Here is an 18,661-nt window from a genome sequence, read left to right on the forward strand (position 1 = left end):
TTGGAGGGTGGTTCGCCTAGTAGCACTCCCCTTTGGGTGGGGGCTCCTTCTTTTCGGCCTGGTGGTGACCCGGTCGGGGGGGGGGCGGGGGGGGGGGGGGGGGGGGGGGAACCCCCCCCCCCCGCCCCTCTTCCGGTCCCGCGTCAGGCGGTGGGCGGCGGGGTCGTGCCGCCGGCAGTCGGGGGCGGCGTCGGCCCACCGGCGGCGGGCGGCGTCACCGGCCCGCCGGCGTCCTTGTGCGCGATCTTCCCCAGGGCTTCCTTCGCCTTGCCCGTACCGCTCGTGATCCGGTCGCTGTACTTGCCATGGGTCTTGGAGTCCACGGCCCTGGCCACCTTCTCCAGACCCTCGGCGATCTTGCCCTCGTTCTTGTGGGCGAGGTCGCCGACCTTGTCCTTCGCCGGACCGAGCTTGGCCTTCAGATTGTCCAGCAGGCCCATGGGTCACCTTTCGTTGGCGGTCGCTACGTGCGGGCGCCCTCGCCGGCTTCGCTGTCCGCGGCCGCATCGGCCGACTGCTGCTTCGGAATGTCGACGGCTTCCGCCGCCGGAGCCTGCGCAACCGCCGGCTCTGCCTCGGCCCGCTCGGCCGTACCGGACTCCGCCGTCACGGTCTCGGCCGCGACCTCCTCGGTCGCGACCTCGTCCTTACGACGAAAGAACCGATCAAAAACGCCCATGTCTACTCCCATAACGTTACGCGTGCGAGTGAAGTTCCGCCCTGGCCGGACCGGCCTCCCGGGCACACGCCCCAGGGCGCGCTCCGGCCGGAACCTCGCCAGGGCAACGACCCGGTTCTCACCCCGTCACCTCACCCGATCGGGTACACGCCGCCGGGTTTGCGAGACTGGGGCAGTGAGGAAAGCAGCCCCCGCACCGCGGGTCATCGCCGTCGTCGGACCCACCGCGGCCGGAAAGTCCGATCTGGGCGTCGCCCTGGCCCGTCATTTCGACGGCGAAGTCGTCAACGCCGACTCCATGCAGCTGTACCGGGGGATGGACATCGGCACTGCCAAACTGACGACCGAGGAGCGCGGCGGCGTCCCGCACCACCTCCTGGACGTCTGGGACGTCACCGAGACCGCCAACGTCGCCGAGTACCAGCGCCTGGCCCGCATCGAGATCGACAGGCTGCTCGCGCAGGGCCGTACGCCCGTCCTCGTCGGCGGATCCGGCCTGTACGTGCGCGGCGCCCTGGACGCCATGGAGTTCCCCGGCACCGACCCCGAGGTCCGCGCCCGGCTGGAGGAGGAGCTGACCCTGCGCGGCCCCGGCGCCCTGCACGCCCGCCTCGCCGCGTCCGACCCGGTCGCCGCCCGCGCGATCCTGCCCAGCAACGGCCGCAGGATCGTCCGCGCGCTGGAGGTCATCGAGATCACCGGCCGCCCCTTCACCGCCAACCTCCCCGGCCACGAGTCCGTCTACGACACCGTGCAGATCGGCGTGGACGTCGCCCGGCCGGAGCTCGACGAGCGGATCGCACGGCGCGTGGACCGGATGTGGGACGACGGGCTGGTGGACGAGGTCCGCGCCCTCGAGGCCCGGGGGCTGCGCGACGGAGTGACCGCCTCCAGGGCGCTCGGCTACCAGCAGGTGCTCGCCGCGCTCGCCGGCCACTGCACGGAGGAGGAGGCCAAGGCCGAGACCGTGCGCGCCACCAAACGGTTCGCGCGGCGGCAGGATTCGTGGTTCCGCCGCGATCCGCGGGTGCACTGGCTCAGCGGAGCCGCCGCCGACCGGGGGGAACTCCCCGGCATTGCGCAGACGTTGGTCGAACGAGCGGTCACAGCCTGATCACGTGATGGCATCGGGACGCCCCGGGCGCCCGTCGCGGGGTCGGCGGCGTGCCATCATCAAACTCCTGGCGGTGTCATCGCCGCCAGTGCATGGCGGCGTACTGGGTCCGAGTGGGGAGGGCGCGTGGCGATGGAGGCCGGCCCTCGTGACACCGGGCGGGACGACACCCGGCGGGAAGCGGACCCGACGCTTCTCGGCCGGCAGGACGGAGCCGGAGCGGGCTCCGAACCGGCCGGGCTGGGGTTGCCCGCCGACCCGGCGCGGCTGACGCCCGACGGCCCGGACGCGCCCGACAGCGCGGACCTCGCAGCCGGCGGGCCCGAGTTCGAGGTCGAACTGCGACCGCAGCGCCGCCTGCGCCTGTGGCAGATCGCCCCCATCGTGATGCTCGCCGCCGCCGGTTCGCTGATGTTCGCCTTCCCGCTCGCCTTCGAGTTCGGCGACGGCGGAGCCGTGGTCGCCATGCTCGGCTTCCTCATCAGCTGCTGCGCCGGCGGCTGGGGCATGATGGCCGCGCGCCGCGTCGGCTACACCTGGCCCGGGCTCCCGGCCCGGGGCAGCGGCCGCCGCCCCGACTGGCGCGTGGCCGCGCTGTACGCCGTGGCCGCGCTGGCCCTCGTCGCCCTCGCCGTGTACCGGGTGGCGCGGCTCCGCTGAACGCCCGCGACCAGCTGCTCGGTACCATGAGCGGGTGACGCACCCCACGCTCTCCTTCCTCAAGGGCCACGGCACCGAGAACGACTTCGTGATCATTCCGGACCCGGACAACGCCATCGAGTTGTCCGCGGCCACCGTCGCGAAGCTCTGCGACCGGCGGGCCGGGCTCGGCGGCGACGGCGTCCTGCACGTGGTGCGGTCCGCCGCGCACCCCGACGCCGCGGCGCTGGCCGGCGAGGCGGAGTGGTTCATGGACTACCGCAACAGCGACGGCTCCGTCGCCGAGATGTGCGGCAACGGCGTCCGGGTCTTCGCCCGCTACCTCCAGCACGCCGGCCACGTCGAGCCCGGCGACTTCGCGGTCGCCACCAGGGGCGGCGTCAAGCACGTCCACCTCGCCAAGAGCGGCGACGTCACGGTCTCGATGGGCCGGGCGGTGCTCCCCGAGGGCGAGGTGACCGTCTCCGTGGGCGAGCGCAGCTGGCCCGCGCGCAACGTGAACATGGGCAACCCGCACGCCGTGGCCTTCGTCGACAGCCTCGACGATGCCGGGACTTTGTACACCGCCCCGCCTTTCAGCCCCGCGTCCGCCTATCCGACCGGCGTCAACGTCGAGTTCGTCGTCGACCGCGGACCCCGCCACGTCGCCATGCGCGTGCACGAGCGGGGCTCCGGCGAGACCCGCTCCTGCGGGACGGGCGCCTGCGCCGTCGCCGTGGCCGCGATCCGCCGCGACGGCGCGGACCCGGCGGTCACCGGTGACCCGGTCACCTACACCGTCGACCTCCCCGGCGGGACCCTGGCCGTCACCGAGCACCCTGACGGGCGGGTCGACATGACCGGACCGGCCGTGATCGTGGCCGCGGGTGAGTTCGAGGCGGCCTGGCTCGCCGAAACGACTTTCGGCTGAAGGTTCCCTCTCATGGGTGATCCATTTCACGCTGTGCGAGAGGTGGACTGCGCCACGTGGTGGGGTCGGTAACATCAGGCACCGGCCCTGAGGGCTCACCCCATGCCCACCACCGCCGGTCGAAGCCGCCGGAGGTGCCCATGAGTGCAGAGGCCACGAACCCCGAAGCACACCCCGAAGCGCGCCCTGAGCTCCGCAGACGCGGCCGGACCAGGCTCGATCTGCGTCGGCTCGGACGCGCGGCCCTGCTCGGGCCGACATCCCGCGACCGGCTCCCCGACGCCATCGGGCACGTCGCGGAGGCGCACCGTGCCCACCATCCGGACGCCGACCTGTCCGTTCTGCGGCGCGCCTACCTGCTCGCGGAGACCTCGCACCGCGGCCAGATGCGCAAGAGCGGTGAGCCGTACATCACACACCCGCTCGCCGTCACCCTGATCCTGGCCGAACTCGGCGCGGAGACCACCACGTTGACGGCCTCGCTCCTGCACGACACCGTCGAGGACACCGATGTGACCCTCGATCAGGTCGGCGCGGAGTTCGGCGACGAGGTCCGCTTCATCGTCGACGGCGTCACCAAGGTGGAGAAGATCGACTACGGCGCCGCCGCCGAACCCGAGACCTTCCGCAAGATGCTCGTGGCGACCGGCAACGACGTGCGCGTGATGTCGATCAAACTCGCCGACCGGCTGCACAACATGCGCACCCTCGGAGTGATGCGCCCCGAGAAGCAGGCCCGCATCGCCAAGGTCACCCGGGACGTCCTCATCCCGCTCGCCGAACGGCTCGGCGTCCAGGCCCTCAAGACCGAGCTGGAAGACCTGGTCTTCGCCATCCTGCACCCGGAGGAGTACGAGCGCACCCGCGCGCTCATCGCGTCCCACGCGGGGGAGCGCGACCCGCTGCCCGCCATCGCCGACTCCGTACGCACCGTCCTGCGCGAGGCGGGCATCACCGCCGAAGTGCAGGTCCGGCCACGGCACTTCGTCTCGGTGCACCGGATCTCCCTCAAGCGCGGCGAGCTGCGCGGATCCGACTTCGGCCGCATCCTCGTACTCGTCGGCGAGAACGCCGACTGCTATGCGGTACTGGGGGAGCTGCACACCTGCTTCACCCCGGTGGTCTCGGAGTTCAAGGACTTCATCGCCACCCCCAAGTTCAACCTCTACCAGTCGCTGCACACCGCCTTCGCCACGCCCGAGGGCCATGTGGCCGAGGTCATCGTGCGGACGCGGCAGATGCACCGGGTGGCGGAGGCGGGCGTGGTCGCGCTCGGCAATCCGTACGCCACCGCGCCCACCGCGCCCACCGCGGACCCGTACGAGGAGCGCGTGGACCCCACGCGGCCGGGCTGGCTGTCCCGGCTGCTCGACTGGCAGCAGTCCGCCCCGGACCCCGACACCTTCTGGAGCGTCCTGCGCGCCGAACTGGCGCAGGACCGCGAGATCACCGTCTTCCGGGCGGACGGCGGGACGCTCGGGCTGCCCGCCGGCGCCAGCTGTATCGACGCCGCCTACGCGCAGCACGGCGAGGCGGCCCACGGCTGTATCGGCGCCCGCGTCAACGGGCGCCTCACCTCCCTGTCCTCCCCCCTGTCCGACGGCGACACCGTGCAGCTGCTGCTCGCCCAGGACGCCTCCTCCGGCCCCTCCGCCGAGTGGCTGGACCACGCGCGGACCCCGGCCGCCCGGATCGCCATCAGCAGCTGGCTCGAAACCCACCCCGACCGCGCCATGGCCACCACCACGGCCGCCCGCGCACCGCTGTCGGTGGTCGGGGCGCGTGGCGGCGGGGCCAACGCCGTCGCCGACCTGCCGGACGCCCCCGTACGGCTCGCCGGCTGCTGCACCCCCGTACCGCCGGACGCGGTCGCCGGATTCCTGGTCCGGGGCGGCGCCGTCACCGTGCACCGCGTCCACTGCGCCGCGGTCGCCCAGATGCGGGCGGTGGGGCGCACCTCCGTCGCCGTGCACTGGCGGGCCACGGCGGACTGCCGGGTCACCCTGCTCGCCGAATCGTTCGGCCGACCCCACCTGCTGGCCGACCTGACCGAGGCCATCGCGCGCGAGGGCGTCGAGGTCGTCTCCGCGACCGTCGAACCCCCCGTGGAGCAGCGGGTCCGGCACAGCTACACCCTCCAGCTGCCCGACGCGGCCGGTCTGCCCGCCCTGATGCGGGCGATGCGCAACGTACCGGGCGTGTACGACGTCAGCCGCGCGTAGCCGCCCTTCGGGACGGCGCCGCCGGCGTACGGCCGGGTGCGGCCCGGCCGTCCGCCGGAAGGTCCCGTTCGGGTGGCCCCGTCGCGCGCCGTACCCGGGCCGACGGCGGGCGCTGATATGCGGTGGTGGATGCAGCTCACCTCCCCGCGCCTACGGGCCGCCCTGCTCGCCGCGGCCTCCCTCACCCTCGTCGCCGCCGTCCTGCCGCCGCCGAAGCCGCTCGGCATCGGCGACCGGCTGTTCCCCGAGCTCGGGAACCCCGGCTACGACGTGCTCTCGTACGACCTGTCCTTCACCTACAAGGACAACCGCACCCCCCTTGACGCCGTCACCGTCATCGACGCCCGCGCCCTTCAGTCCCTGGAGCGGGTCAACCTGGACTTCGCCCACGGGAAGGTCGCCTCCGCCGAGGTCAACGGCGAGCCCGCCCGGTTCGAGAGCGCGGGGGAGGACCTCGTCCTCACCCCGGCGCGACCGGTCGCCGCGCGCACGCCGCTGCGCATCACCGTCCGGCACACCAGCGACCCGCGGGGCCGCACGGACGGCGGCTGGGTGCCCACCGCGGACGGCCTGGCCATGGCCAACCAGGCCGACGCCGCCCACCGGGTGTTCCCCTGCAACGACCACCCCGCCGACAAGGCGTTCTTCACCTTCCGGGTCACCGCGCCCGAGGCGCTCACGGTCGTCACCAACGGGGTGCCGATCGCGGCGCCCCTGCGGAGGGGACCCTCGAAGACGTGGACCTACCGCACGGTGCACCCCATGGCCACCGAACTGGCCCAGGTCTCCGTCGGGCGCTCCTCGGTGGTCCACGGCACCGGACCGCACGGCCTGCCCCTGCGCCACGTGGTGCCGGCCGCCGACCGGCAGCGGCTGGACCCCTGGCTGAAGAAGACCGCGGGGCACATCGCCTGGATGGAGGAGCGGGTCGGCCGCTACCCCTTCGAGAACTACGGCGTACTGATCGCACGGGCGACCACCGGCTTCGAGCTGGAGACGCAGACCCTCTCGCTCTTCGAGCACGGCCTGTTCTCCGGCGACGGCTACCCCGAGTGGTACGTGGAGGCCGTCATGGTCCACGAGCTCGCCCACCAGTGGTTCGGCGACAGCGTCGCCCCCCGCAGCTGGTCCGACCTGTGGCTCAACGAAGGGCACGCCACCTGGTACGAAGCCCTCTACGCCGACGGTCTCGGCAAGTACTCCCTGGAGCGGCGCATGCGCGAGGCGTACCAGCGCTCCGACCAGTGGCGGGCCGCGGGCGGCCCTCCGGCCGCGCCGAAGCCGGCCCCGCCGGGCGAGAAGATCGGCCTGTTCCGCCCGGCGGTCTACGACGGCGCCGCACTGATCCTCTACGCGTTGCGCCAGGAGATCGGCGCCCCGGCCTTCGACCGCCTGGAACGGCGCTGGGTGGCGGAGCACAAGGACGGGGTCGCGGGCACGGCGGACTTCGTCCGCCTGGCCTCCCAGGTGGCGGGACGGGACCTGGCGGGCTTCCTCGAGCCGTGGCTCTACGGCGCGACGACCCCCGCGATGCCCGGCCACCCGGAATGGAGCGGGAAAAGCGTGTGACCCCCGAGGAACGGGCATGTCACCATCGACAGGGCCGTTCGGGAATCCCGGAGCGGTCTGACACGTTGAACGTGTCAGTTGTCCGAATCGACGTAAGGATCCAATGACCTCCTCCTCTTCCCCTTCCCAGGACGCGCGGGACGCACAGGACGTGCGCGAGGCGCAGAGCTTCACCGAGAGCCTTCGGGCCGATGCCCTGATGGAAGAGGACGTCGCCTGGAGCCACGAGATCGACGGAGACCGCGACGGGGCGCAGTTCGAACGCTCCGAGCGCGCGGCACTGCGCCGTGTGGCGGGCCTCTCCACCGAGCTCGAAGACGTCACCGAGGTCGAGTACCGACAGCTCCGCCTGGAGCGCGTCGTCCTCGTGGGCGTCTGGACCTCCGGCACGGTGACCGACGCGGAGAACTCCCTCGCGGAGCTCGCCGCGCTCGCCGAGACGGCGGGTGCCCTCGTACTCGACGGTGTGATCCAGCGCCGCGACAAGCCGGACCCGGCCACCTTCATCGGTTCCGGCAAGGCACGGGAGCTGCGCGACATCGTCATGGAGAGCGGTGCCGACACCGTCGTCTGCGACGGCGAACTCAGCCCCGGCCAGCTCATCGCCCTCGAGGACGTCGTCAAGGTGAAGGTGGTCGACCGGACCGCCCTCATCCTCGACATCTTCGCCCAGCACGCCAAGTCCCGAGAGGGCAAGGCACAGGTCGCACTCGCGCAGATGCAGTACATGCTTCCGCGCCTGCGCGGCTGGGGTGCCTCGCTGTCCCGGCAGATGGGCGGCGGCGGCGGTGGCGGCATGGCCACCCGAGGCCCCGGTGAGACCAAGATCGAGACGGACCGGCGACGGATCCGCGAGAAGATGGCGAAGATGCGCCGGGAAATCGCGGAGATGAAGACCGGCCGCGACATCAAGCGGCAGGAACGCCGCCGTAACAAGGTCCCCTCGGTCGCCATCGCCGGCTACACCAACGCCGGAAAGTCCTCACTCCTCAACCGCCTCACGGGCGCGGGCGTGCTGGTGGAGAACGCGCTGTTCGCCACCCTCGACCCGACCGTGCGCCGGGCCGAGACGCCGAGCGGCCGGGTCTACACCCTGGCCGACACCGTCGGCTTCGTGCGGCACCTGCCCCACCACCTCGTCGAGGCGTTCCGCTCCACGATGGAGGAGGTCGGCGACTCCGACCTCATCCTGCACATCGTGGACGGCTCCCACCCGGCGCCGGAGGAGCAGCTGGCCGCGGTCCGCGAGGTCATCCGCGAGGTCGGCGCGGTGAACGTGCCCGAGATCGTGGTGATCAACAAGGCGGACGCGGCGGACCCGCTCGTCCTCCAGCGGCTGCTGCGCATCGAGCGGCACTCCATCGCCGTCTCGGCGCGCACCGGCCAGGGCATCGAGAAACTCCTCGCGCTCATCGACTCCGAGCTTCCGCGGCCCGAGGTCGAGGTGGAGGCCCTGGTGCCGTACACCCTCGGATCGCTCGTCGCCAAGGCGCACGCCGAGGGCGAGATGCTCTCCGAGGAGCACACCCCCGAGGGCACCCTCATCAAGGTGCGGGTCCACCAGGAGCTGGCGGCGGACCTGGCGCCGTACGCGCTCGCCAAGCGCTGACGGACGCGACGCACGCGAAAGGCCCGGGGCCCCCTGTGACGCAGGGGGCCCCGGGCCTTTCGACGTGGAGTCGCTACTTCTTGAACTTGGCGCTCACCGCGTCGAAGATGCCCTTCGCCTCCGGACCCAGTCGCGGTCCGGCCAGCCAGCCCGCCTTGGCCGGGCCGATCGAGGTGTTCGACACCAGCGCCGGCTTGCCGTCCGCGCCCACCGCGACCCAGCCGCCGCCCGAGGCGCCGCCCGTCATCGTGCAGCCGATGCGGTACATCACCGGCTCGTTCGCCGTCAGCGACAGCCGGCCCGGCCTGTCCGCGCACTGGTAGGCCTTCTGCCCGTCGAACGGAGCGGCGGCCGGGTAGCCGGTGGCCGTGATGCCCGCGACCTTCTGCACCGCGGGCGCGGCGAACTCCACCGGGAGCGCCGAACCGACCGTCTCCTCCAGCGACTTGCCGCCGCCCTTCTCCGGGGTCACGTGCAGCACCGCGAAGTCGTACGGGGCGCCCGCGCCGCCGGTCGGACCGCCGGTCGCGATCCACTGGTCGGAGGTCTGCGCCCAGTCGCTCCACCACACGCCGTAGGGGGCCACCTGCTCGCGCGGCGCACCCTTCAGCTGCGCCGCGGGCTTGCCCGCGTTGTTGTAGGAGGGGACGAAGGCGATGTTGCGGTACCAGCCGCCGGACTTGCCCGCGTGCACGCAGTGGCCCGCCGTCCACACCAGGTTGGACTTGCCGGGGTGCGCAGGGTCCTTGACCACGGTCGCCGAGCAGACCATCGAGCCCTCGGGACCGTCGAAGAAGACCTTCCCCGCCTCGGGAACGCTCTGGTGGTAGGGGGTGTTCGCGGCCTTGGCCGCCACCGGCGCCGGAGCCGGGTCGGTGACGCCCTGGTCCTTGCCCGCATCCGGGTCGACGGAGGGCCGCTTGGGCTGCTCCGCGTCACGCATGCGTTCCGGATCCCACAGGTCCTCGATGATCGGGTTGATGTAGTCGCCCGCCTCGCGGAGCCAGTCCTCCTTCTTCCAGTTCTTCCACTCACCCCCCTTCCACTTCTCCATGTCGATGCCGTGCTCCTTGAGCTTGTCCTTGAGCTGGTCCGGGATCTTGATCCCGTCCGTGCCCGGGAGGCTCGCCGCCACGGTCGGCTTGGCGTCGCCGCCGGCCTCCCCGTCGCCGGGCCCGCAGGCGGCGGTCAGCGCGAGCGCGGCCGCGCACAGGATCGCGGTGACCGGTCGGTTCGGTCGCATGTCGTTCGTCCCCCTGGTGGATTCGAGGCGTGGAGTGCAGCCCCCCACTATGCCGCCGAGGTGGGGGACGGCACAGGCCGGGGCGGCGGTTCCGCCGCCCTCCGTGCCGCGCCGGCAAGGATCTTGGCCCCCGCCCGTGATCCGCCGCCGCCGACGTCGTTGGGACGTACGGGGGATGGGCGGGCAGCGCTCGTGTTCGAGGCGCAATCCGGAAGAGCACTCCGTGCGGGAGGACCGACACCTGTGGCTTTGACCGAGCCGGCGGCGGCCGAGGCCGCCGCGCAGACGACGCCGGACCAGGCGCCTCCACCCGTCCCGCCGTCGCCGCCGGGGCAGCCTCTCCCGCCGGAGGGGGCTCCGGCAGGGGTGACCGGAGTGGCAGGGGTGACCGGAGTGGCCGGGGCGGGGGTAACCGGGGTGACCGGAGTGGCCCCACCGCAGGACCGGGCGGCGGTCCCGCCCCAAGAGCCCCGGCAGGGAGGACGGTCGGCAGGAGCCGGCGGCACGCTCCTCGCGAACGGCATCCTGCGCAGGCAGGCCCAACGGGAGTCCGCCGCCCGGACGTACGCGCGCTCGCTGCCCATCGTCCCGGTCCGGGCCCGCGGGCTGACGATCGAGGGCGCCGACGGGCGCCGCTACCTCGACTGCCTCTCCGGGGCCGGAACCCTCGCCCTCGGGCACAACCACCCCGTCGTCCTCGAGGCCATCCGCCGAGTCCTCGACTCCGGGGCCCCGTTGCACGTGCTCGACCTCGCCACCCCGGTCAAGGACGCTTTCACCACCGAGCTGTTCGCCAACCTGCCGCCCGAACTGGCCGCCGACGCCCGCATCCAGTTCTGCGGACCGGCCGGCACCGACGCCGTGGAGGCCGCCCTCAAACTGGTCCGCACCGCGACCGGCCGCTCCGGGTTGCTCGCCTTCACCGGCGCCTACCACGGGATGACCTCCGGCGCGCTGGACGCCTCGGGCGGCGCCCAGGACGTACGGGTGACCCGGCTGCCGTATCCGCAGGACCATCGCTGCCCCTTCGGTGTCGGCGGGGCCGAGGGTGCCGAACTGGGGGCCCGCTGGACGGAGCACCTGCTGGACGACCCCAAGGGCGGGGTGCCCGCCCCCGCCGGCATGATCCTCGAACCCGTGCAGGGCGAGGGCGGGGTCATCCCCGCCCCGGACGCCTGGCTGCGCCGGATGCGGGAGATCACCGCGGCCCGGGGGATCCCGCTGATCGCGGACGAGGTGCAGACGGGCGTCGGCCGGACCGGCGCCTTCTGGGGAGTCGACCACGCCGGGGTGGTACCCGACGTGATGGTCCTGTCCAAGGCGATCGGGGGCAGCCTGCCGCTCGCGGTGATCGTGTACCGGGCAGCCCTGGACGTGTGGGCCCCGGGTGCCCACGCGGGCACCTTCCGCGGCAACCAGCTCGCCATGGCCGCCGGAACCGCCACGCTCGCCTTCGTCCGCGAGAACCGACTCGCCGAGCGCGCCGCGGTCCTGGGCGGGCGGATGCTGACGGCCCTGCGCGGGCTGGCCGCCGCCCACCCGTGCATCGGGGACGTACGCGGCCGAGGACTGATGATCGGCCTCGAACTCGTCGACCCCGACACCGGGACCGCCGCCCCGGCCCTGGCCGCGGCCGTGCGCCAGGAGTGCCTGGACCGGGGCCTGATCGTCGAACTCGGCGGTCGGCACAACACCGTGGTCCGCCTGCTGCCCCCGCTGACCCTGTCCGACGAGCAGGCCGCGGCGGTCCTCGACCGCCTGGCCGACGCCATCCCGTCCGCCGCCCGCCGGACCTCCTGACCACCCCCGAGGACCCACCATGTCCAACCTCCACCGCCCCACCCCGGCCACACACCCCACCCCTCCTCAGCCCCCGCCTCCGCCCACCCCTACATCCCCCTCGTCCCCAGCCCCTGACCCCGCCCAGCCCCCAGCTCCACCGCAGCCGCTCGCCGCGGCCCACTCTCCGGCGGCCGACGCCGACCCGGTACAGGAGCACCAGGCCCAGCCTCCGGCAGCCACCGCGGCCCCGGCGGCATCGGCCCCCGCCCAGCACCCGGCTCCCGCGCAGCCGCCCGCCACAGCCCGGGCTTCGGCGGCCTTCGTCGACCCGGCACCCGGCAAAGCCCAGCCCATCACCTCGGCTTCGGCCTCGCCGCAGCCCCATGACTCGGCCGGGGCTTCGGCATCGGCGTGGGCCGGCGCTCACGGGGACGGGCCCGCGCTGTCGCCGTCGGAAGCCGCCGGGCCTCCGGCAGCGACTTCCCCGGCCGCGGCCCCACCCCCGCCGGCGCCCGCCGCGACGCCGCTCCCGCAGGAGCCCGCCGCGGCCACCGTGCCGCGCCAGAAGGACGGCACGCCCCGACCCCGGACCGGGTCCGCCGCCCCCACCGGAATGGCGCCGACGGCTTGGCCCGACCTGCTGGACCACCCCGACCCGGCTGTCGCCGCCGAGGCGGCGGCGGTGGAGAACCTCCTCCGCTGCTGGGTGCGGGAAACCGCGATCCGCCCGCCCGACGGCCCCGCCGACGCCCCGCTGCGCATTCCGCTCCCCGCATCCGGGACGGCGCTGATCGTCCCGGTGCGGTACTGGTCGGCCACCGGCTGGCACCGCTTCGGCCCCGCCAGGCTGGCCGGCGCCCCGGCCACCGCCCGCGCCCTGGACTCCGTCACCCTGGCCGCACTCATCGCCCGCGAGGGCACGATCCCCGGAACCACCCCGGCGGGTGGCAGCGCCGGTCTCGTCGGCAGGGTCGCCGATTCGGTCCGCCACACCGCCCGGTTCATCGCCGACCGGCGCGAACGCCCGGGCGCCCCCGCCCACATCGGCGTGGACCGCTTCCTCACCGCCGAACAGTCCCTCCTCCTCGGTCACCCCCTCCAACCGGACCCGAAGAGCCGCGAAGGACTCTCGGAATCCGAAGCACGCCGCTATTCACCCGAACTCCACGGCTCCTTCCCCCTGCACTGGTTCGCCGTCGAACCGCCCGCGCTCGCCACCGCATCGGCCTGGACCGAGCGGGGCCGCCCCGTCTCCGCCGCCCGGCTCCTGGGCCGGCTCGCCCCCGCGATCCCCCTCCCCGACGGCACCACCCCCCTCCCCCTCCACCCGTGGCAGGCCCGCGACCTGCTCCAGCGCCCCGCCGTCACCGCCCTCCGCGACGCCGGACTCCTCCACGACCTGGGCCCCCACGGCGCCCCGTGGTATCCCACCTCCTCCGTCCGCACCGTCCACCGGCCCGGTTCACCCGCGATGCTCAAGCTCTCCCTGGGCCTGCGCATCACCAACTCGCGCCGCGAGAACCTCCGCAAGGAACTCCACCGAGGCGTCGAAGTGCACCGGCTGCTCCGCACCGGCCTCGCCGAGCAGTGGCAGGCGGCCCACCCCGGTTTCGACATCGTCCGCGACCCCGCGTGGGTCGCCGTCGACGCACCGGACGGCACCCCCGTGCCCGGACTCGATGTCGTGCTGCGCCACAACCCCTTCCGCTCCGGCGACGACGCCGTCTGCATCGCCGCGCTGACCTCCCTGCGCCCATGGCCCGGCCGGAGCACCATGCGTTCCCGGCTGGCCGAGATCGTCTGCGCCCTCGCCGCTGCCACCGGACAGACCACCACCGCCGTCGCTGCCGAGTGGTTCCTGCGCTATCTCGACCACGTCGTCCAGCCGGTCCTCGCCTTCGACGCGCTCGCCGGCATCGCCCTCGAAGCGCACCAGCAGAACACGCTGGTCCTCCTCGACCCGGCCGGCTGGCCGGCCGGCGGCCGCTACCGCGACAACCAGGGCTACTACTTCCGCGAGTCCCATCGCGCGGAACTGGAGCTCCGGCTTCCGGGAATCGGCAGCCTCAGCGACACCTTCGTGCCCGACGCCGTCACCGACGAACGCTTCGCCTACTACCTCGGCATCAACAACGTGCTCGGCCTCATCGGTGCCTTCGGGGCCCAGCGGCTCGCCGACGAACGCGTTCTCCTCGCCGCCTTCCGCCGCTTCCTCGGCAAGGCCGCGGCCCTCGGCCCCCTCCCGGCGAAGCTGCTCGACTCGCCCACCCTGCGCTGCAAGGCGAACCTGCTCACCCGCCTGGGCGGCCTCGACGAACTCGTCGGACCCGTCGACACCCAATCCGTCTACGTCACCATCACCAACCCCCTCCACGATTGACGCGTCGGAACCGACGCGGGGAAGAACCCATGCCCACCACGAACGCCCCAGTTGCCCCGGCCGCTTCCCCCGGATCCACCGCCCACGCCACCGGCACGACCCGCGCCGCCGACGACACCCTCGAACTACGCCTGCCCGCCGGCCTGCTGCCCCTGCTCGCCGAGGCGGAACTGCTCGACTCCCCGGCCACCTGGAGCGGCACCGACACACCCGTCGGAGCCTTCCGCCTCGAAGCCGTTCGGCCGGACCGCGACCTGGAGCTCCTCACCGGCTGGATGAACGACCCCGAGGTGGCCGCCTACTGGGAACTCGCCGGCCCCGCCGGCGTCACCGCCGCCCACCTGCGGGCCCAACTCGACGGGGACGGCCGCAGCATCCCCTGCCTCGGCCTCCTCGACGGCACGCCGATGAGCTACTGGGAGATCTACCGGGCCGACCTCGACCCGCTCTCCCGCCACTATCCGGCGCGCCCCCACGACACGGGTATCCACCTGCTCATCGGAGACGGCACGAACCGCGGCCGCGGTCTCGGCACCGCCCTGCTGCGTGCCGTCTCCGACCTGGTGCTCGACCACCGCCCTCGCTGCACACGTGTCGTCGCGGAACCGGACATCCGCAACACCCCCTCCGTATCGGCCTTCCTTGGTTCTGGTTTCCGCTGCCACACCGAAATCGACCTCCCCGAGAAGCGCGCCGCCCTGATGATCCGGGAGCGGGCGCTGCGCAATCTCCTCTGAATGCCGCATCGCCGCTCCGCACCTCTCCCTTGGAAAACTCTGCGCCACGCAGAAAGTTCCCGATCTCCGGGGAGTCCCGTGCCGAATTTCCCCGCAGCCCCCCGACTCCACCGCACCGCCGCTGCCGCCATCGCCCCAACACCCCTGCACCCGCCCGAACTGACCGCCGCGACCTGGGCGTCCGCCGCGCGGCGCCTGCTCGCGAAGATGCTCGCCGAGTTCGCCTACGAGGAGATCATCAGCCCGGTCCCCGCCCCGGCCGCCGCCGCAGACGCGTGGAACCTGACCCTGGACGACGGCAGCCTCCTCGGCTTCCGCGCCCGCCGCTGCTCGTACGGCAGCGGGCACGTCGACCCGGACACCATCACCCTCACCCCGCCGGTCACCGCCATACAGCCGCCGACCGCCTTCGGGGACCCGTACGCCTTCCTCATCCGCTCCCGCTCACTCCTCGGCCTCGACGGAGCCACCCTCGGCGGGCCCGGCTCTACTCCGCCGAGCTCGACCCCGTGACCCGCACCGGCTTCGACCGGGCGCTGCGCGACCGTGGCCTGGACCCGCAGCACTACCTCTACGTGCCGGTGCACCCCTGGCAGGGGGACGAGGTGGTCCTTCCCCTCTTGGCCCCGCCCTCGCCCCCGGCGCCCTCGTCCCCCTGCCGGCCGACCCCGACGAGCGCCTGCCCCAGCAGTCGATCCGCACCTTCCTCAAGCGCACCCGGCCCGACCGGCACAGCGTCAAGCTCCCGCTGTCCGTCTTCGACACCATGGTCTGGCGCGGACTGCCCAGCGACCTCACCCTCGCCGCCCCGGCCGTCACCGCGTGGATCCACTCCCTCCGCGACGCCGACCCCTTCCTCCGCGAGGAGTGCGGGGTCATCCTGCTGGGCGAGGTCGCCTCCGTCACCGTCCGCCACCCCGTCTACGACGCGCTCCCCGAGGTCCCCTACCAGTACAAGGAGCTCCTCGGCGCCGTCTGGCGCGAGCCCCTGACCGGGCGCCTGGCGCCAGGCGAGCGCGCCCGCACGCTTGCCTCCCTCCTGCACACCGACTCCCGAGGCCGGTCCTTCACCGCAGAACTCGTCGCCCGGTCCGGGCTGGCCCCCGTCGCCTGGCTCCAGCGCCTCTTCGCCGCCCTTCTGCCCCCGCTCCTGCACTTCCTCTACCGCTGCGGCACGGTCTTCTCCCCGCACGGCGAGAACGCCGTCGTGATCTTCGACGAGCAGGACATCCCGGTCAGGCTCGCGGTCAAGGACTTCGTGGACGACGTCAACATCACCGCCGAACCGCTGCCCGAGCTGGATTCCCTGCCCGACGAGATCCGGGCGGTACTGCTCACCGAGCCCGCCGACTCCCTGCCCCAGTTCATCCACTCCGGCCTCTTCGTCGGTGTCTTCCGCTACCTCTCGGCCCTGTGCGAGGACCGCCTCGGCGTCCCCGAGAACGAGTTCTGGTCGCTCGTACGGGCGGAGATCCTCCGCCACCAGGCGCGGTTCCCCGAGCTGGACCGCTTCGAGCTCTTCGACCTGCTCGGCGAGCGCATCGGACGGCTCTGCCTCAACCGGAACCGGCTCTACGAGGACGGCTACCGGGACCGACCCACCCGCCCGCACGCCGTGCGGCACGGCACCGTCCCCAACCCCCTGTACCGGCCGTGAACCCCCGAGGGTGCGGTCGTTGTCGGTGGCGCCCCGTAGGGTTGGCAGTGCTATGACGAAGCCCTCCCTCCCCGACCTGCTGCACGCCGCCGTCTCCGCCGTCGGCGGCACGGAGCGCCCCGGCCAGGTGGCCATGGCCGAAGCCGTCGCCGAAGCGATCGACGACAACACCCACCGGCTCATCCAGGCCGGCACCGGCACCGGAAAGTCCCTCGGCTACCTGGTGCCCGCGCTCGCCCACGGTGAGCGCGTGGTCGTGGCCACGGCCACGCTCGCGCTGCAGCGGCAGCTCGTCGAGCGCGACCTGCCCCGGACGGTGGAGGCGCTGCATCCGCAGCTGCGCCGCCGCCCGGAGTTCGCCATGCTCAAGGGCCGGTCCAACTACCTGTGCCTGCACCGCCTGCACGAGGGTGCGCCCCAGGACGAGGAGGAGGGCCTCTTCGACCAGTTCGAGGCGGCCGCCCCCACCAGCAAGCTCGGCCAGGACCTGCTGCGCCTGCGCGACTGGGCGGACGAGACGGAGACCGGCGACCGCGACGACCTCACGCCGGGCGTCTCCGACAAGGCCTGGTCGCAGATCTCGGTGTCCTCCCGGGAGTGCCTGGGTGCGACGAAGTGCGCGTACGGGGCCGAGTGCTTCGCCGAGGCGGCCCGCGAGCGGGCCAAGCTCGCGGACGTGGTCGTCACCAACCACGCCCTGCTCGCCATCGACGCCATCGAGGGCGCGCCGGTGCTGCCCCAGCACGAGGTGCTGATCGTGGACGAGGCGCACGAACTGGTCTCCCGGGTGACCGGGGTCGCCACCGGCGAGCTCACTCCCGGACAGGTCAACCGGGCGGTGAAGCGGGCCGCCAAGCTGGTCGACGAGAAGACGGCCGACTCCCTGCAGACGGCCTCGGAGTCCTTCGAGCGGGTCATGGAGCTGGCGCTCCCGGGGCGGCTGGAGGAGGTCCCGGAGGACCTCGGTTACGCCCTGATGTCACTGCGGGACGCCGCGCGCAACGTGATCTCGGCGATCGGCGCGACCCGCGACAAATCCGTCCCGGACGAGGACGCGGTGCGCAAGCAGGCCCTCGCCGCGGTGGAGAGCGTCCACGCCGTGGCGGAGCGGATCACCGCCGGTTCCGAGTACGACGTCGTCTGGTATGAGCGCCACGACCGCTTCGGGGCCACCCTGAGGGTCGCCCCGCTGTCGGTCTCGGGCCTGCTGCGCGAGAAGCTCTTCGAAGACCGTTCCGTCGTGCTGACCTCGGCGACCCTCAAGCTCGGCGGCGACTTCAATGGTGTGGCGGCGTCCCTCGGCCTCTCGCCCGAAGGCGTCGAGGGGGAGGACGCGCCCGTTTGGCGGGGCCTGGACGTCGGCTCTCCCTTCGACTACCCGAAGCAGGGCATCCTCTACGTCGCCAAGCACCTGGCCACGCCGGGCCGCGAGGGCACGCGCGGCGACATGATGGACGAGCTCGCCGAGCTGATCGAGGCGGCCGGCGGCCGTACCCTCGGACTGTTCTCCTCCATGCGCGGCGCCAAGGCGGCCGCAGAGGAGCTGCGCGGCCGACTCGACAACCCGATCCTGCTCCAGGGCGAGGAGACGCTCGGCGAGCTGATCAAGGCGTTCGCGGCCGATCCCAAGACCTGCCTGTTCGGAACACTGTCGCTGTGGCAGGGGGTGGACGTGCCCGGCCCCAGCTGCCAGCTGGTGGTGATGGACAGGATTCCGTTCCCGCGCCCCGACGACCCTCTGATGAGCGCCCGGCAGAAATCGGTGGAGGAGCACGGCGGCAACGGGTTCATGGCCGTGGCGGCCACGCACGCCGCGCTGCTGATGGCCCAGGGTGCGGGGCGTCTCGTACGGGCCATGGGCGACCGGGGTGTCGTCGCGGTCCTGGATCCCCGCCTGGCCACGGCCCGGTACGGAAGCTTCCTGCGGGCCACGCTGCCCGACTTCTGGTACACCACGGACCGGAACCAAGCCCGCCGCTCCCTGGCCGCCATCGACGCGTCGGCGCAGGCCGACGGCAAGTAGCGGCATCCCAGCCCTGAGCGGCGGCCTGCCCCAGCCCTGAGCAGTGCGCGCCTCGGCTCTGAGCGGGGCGTTACTC

The 18,661-nt window shown here is 73.1% G+C and carries 13 protein-coding genes and 1 pseudogene; 11 read left to right on the forward strand and 3 right to left on the reverse strand.

What is annotated here, in order from left to right; all coding sequences use genetic code 11:
* Nucleotides 1-143: 143 nt before the first annotated feature.
* Together AC07FY_RS24815 and AC07FY_RS24820 are read right to left on the reverse strand one after the other, a co-directional pair.
* A complete protein-coding gene (locus AC07FY_RS24815) occupies nucleotides 144-440 on the reverse strand; it encodes an antitoxin (protein ID WP_479009856.1) in 297 nt (98 codons plus the stop codon).
* A gap of 23 nt (nucleotides 441-463) precedes the next feature.
* Nucleotides 464-679 (reverse strand): gliding motility protein, encoded by a 216-nt coding sequence (locus tag AC07FY_RS24820; protein ID WP_479009859.1) that lies wholly within the window; start codon nucleotides 677-679, stop codon nucleotides 464-466.
* A gap of 175 nt (nucleotides 680-854) precedes the next feature.
* Between AC07FY_RS24820 and miaA the strand changes: the two genes are divergently transcribed.
* The 6 genes from miaA to hflX all read left to right on the forward strand — a co-directional run bounded on the left by miaA (nucleotide 855) and on the right by hflX (nucleotide 8,763).
* Complete coding sequence (gene miaA, locus AC07FY_RS24825; protein WP_479009862.1) at nucleotides 855-1,793, forward strand: tRNA (adenosine(37)-N6)-dimethylallyltransferase MiaA; 939 nt, start codon at nucleotides 855-857, stop codon at nucleotides 1,791-1,793.
* 132 nt (nucleotides 1,794-1,925) lie between these two features.
* Nucleotides 1,926-2,453, forward strand: coding sequence for a hypothetical protein (locus AC07FY_RS24830; RefSeq protein ID WP_479010016.1), 528 nt, complete (start codon nucleotides 1,926-1,928; stop codon nucleotides 2,451-2,453).
* A gap of 34 nt (nucleotides 2,454-2,487) precedes the next feature.
* On the forward strand, nucleotides 2,488-3,363 hold the full coding sequence (dapF, locus tag AC07FY_RS24835; RefSeq protein WP_479009865.1) for a diaminopimelate epimerase: 876 nt from the start codon (nucleotides 2,488-2,490) through the stop codon (nucleotides 3,361-3,363).
* A gap of 140 nt (nucleotides 3,364-3,503) precedes the next feature.
* A complete protein-coding gene (locus AC07FY_RS24840) occupies nucleotides 3,504-5,585 on the forward strand; it encodes a RelA/SpoT family protein (RefSeq protein WP_479009868.1) in 2,082 nt (693 codons plus the stop codon).
* A 129-nt stretch (nucleotides 5,586-5,714) separates the two neighbouring features.
* The gene (locus tag AC07FY_RS24845; protein WP_479009871.1) at nucleotides 5,715-7,154 is read left to right on the forward strand and encodes a M1 family metallopeptidase; all 1,440 of its coding nucleotides are present in this window, start codon (nucleotides 5,715-5,717) and stop codon (nucleotides 7,152-7,154) included.
* Nucleotides 7,155-7,257: 103 nt separating this feature from the next.
* Nucleotides 7,258-8,763 (forward strand): GTPase HflX, encoded by a 1,506-nt coding sequence (gene hflX, locus AC07FY_RS24850; protein ID WP_479009874.1) that lies wholly within the window; start codon nucleotides 7,258-7,260, stop codon nucleotides 8,761-8,763.
* Nucleotides 8,764-8,836: 73 nt separating this feature from the next.
* On the opposite strand, the gene AC07FY_RS24855 is transcribed toward hflX, so the two are convergent.
* On the reverse strand, nucleotides 8,837-10,006 hold the full coding sequence (locus AC07FY_RS24855) for a trypsin-like serine peptidase (protein WP_479009877.1): 1,170 nt from the start codon (nucleotides 10,004-10,006) through the stop codon (nucleotides 8,837-8,839).
* A 522-nt stretch (nucleotides 10,007-10,528) separates the two neighbouring features.
* Here AC07FY_RS24855 and AC07FY_RS24860 point away from each other — a divergent pair.
* The 5 genes and pseudogenes from AC07FY_RS24860 (at nucleotide 10,529) to AC07FY_RS24880 (ending at nucleotide 18,585) form a co-directional block, all read left to right on the forward strand.
* Nucleotides 10,529-11,806, forward strand: coding sequence for a diaminobutyrate--2-oxoglutarate transaminase family protein (locus AC07FY_RS24860; protein ID WP_479010019.1), 1,278 nt, complete (start codon nucleotides 10,529-10,531; stop codon nucleotides 11,804-11,806).
* Nucleotides 11,807-12,401: 595 nt separating this feature from the next.
* Nucleotides 12,402-14,168 carry an IucA/IucC family protein gene (locus AC07FY_RS24865; protein ID WP_479009880.1) on the forward strand — a complete coding sequence of 589 codons (1,767 nt, stop codon included), beginning with the start codon at nucleotides 12,402-12,404 and terminating at the stop codon, nucleotides 14,166-14,168.
* A 29-nt stretch (nucleotides 14,169-14,197) separates the two neighbouring features.
* Nucleotides 14,198-14,905: a GNAT family N-acetyltransferase gene (locus AC07FY_RS24870; protein WP_479009883.1), complete on the forward strand. Its 708-nt coding sequence runs from the start codon at nucleotides 14,198-14,200 to the stop codon at nucleotides 14,903-14,905.
* Nucleotides 14,906-14,983: 78 nt separating this feature from the next.
* Nucleotides 14,984-16,562, forward strand: a pseudogene (locus tag AC07FY_RS24875) (IucA/IucC family protein).
* Nucleotides 16,563-16,614: 52 nt separating this feature from the next.
* Nucleotides 16,615-18,585, forward strand: coding sequence for an ATP-dependent DNA helicase (locus tag AC07FY_RS24880; protein WP_479009886.1), 1,971 nt, complete (start codon nucleotides 16,615-16,617; stop codon nucleotides 18,583-18,585).
* The last annotated feature ends 76 nt before the right edge of the window (nucleotides 18,586-18,661 follow it).

It is taken from the genome of Streptomyces sp. NPDC045967 (genome assembly GCF_056430495.1).

Excerpts from the sequence above, each read along its gene's own strand:
- AC07FY_RS24830 (WP_479010016.1), top strand. The coding sequence starts at position 1,926 with ATGGAGGCCGGCCCTCGTGACACCGGGCGGGACGACACCCGGCGGGAA.
- AC07FY_RS24855 (WP_479009877.1), bottom strand. The coding sequence starts at position 10,006 with ATGCGACCGAACCGACCGGTCACCGCGATCCTGTGCGCGGCCGCGCTC.
- hflX (WP_479009874.1), top strand. The coding sequence starts at position 7,258 with ATGACCTCCTCCTCTTCCCCTTCCCAGGACGCGCGGGACGCACAGGAC.
- AC07FY_RS24865 (WP_479009880.1), top strand. The coding sequence starts at position 12,402 with ATGGCGCCGACGGCTTGGCCCGACCTGCTGGACCACCCCGACCCGGCT.
- AC07FY_RS24845 (WP_479009871.1), top strand. The coding sequence starts at position 5,715 with ATGCAGCTCACCTCCCCGCGCCTACGGGCCGCCCTGCTCGCCGCGGCC.
- AC07FY_RS24815 (WP_479009856.1), bottom strand. The coding sequence starts at position 440 with ATGGGCCTGCTGGACAATCTGAAGGCCAAGCTCGGTCCGGCGAAGGAC.
- AC07FY_RS24870 (WP_479009883.1), top strand. The coding sequence starts at position 14,198 with ATGCCCACCACGAACGCCCCAGTTGCCCCGGCCGCTTCCCCCGGATCC.
- AC07FY_RS24840 (WP_479009868.1), top strand. The coding sequence starts at position 3,504 with ATGAGTGCAGAGGCCACGAACCCCGAAGCACACCCCGAAGCGCGCCCT.
- AC07FY_RS24880 (WP_479009886.1), top strand. The coding sequence starts at position 16,615 with ATGACGAAGCCCTCCCTCCCCGACCTGCTGCACGCCGCCGTCTCCGCC.
- AC07FY_RS24820 (WP_479009859.1), bottom strand. The coding sequence starts at position 679 with ATGGGCGTTTTTGATCGGTTCTTTCGTCGTAAGGACGAGGTCGCGACC.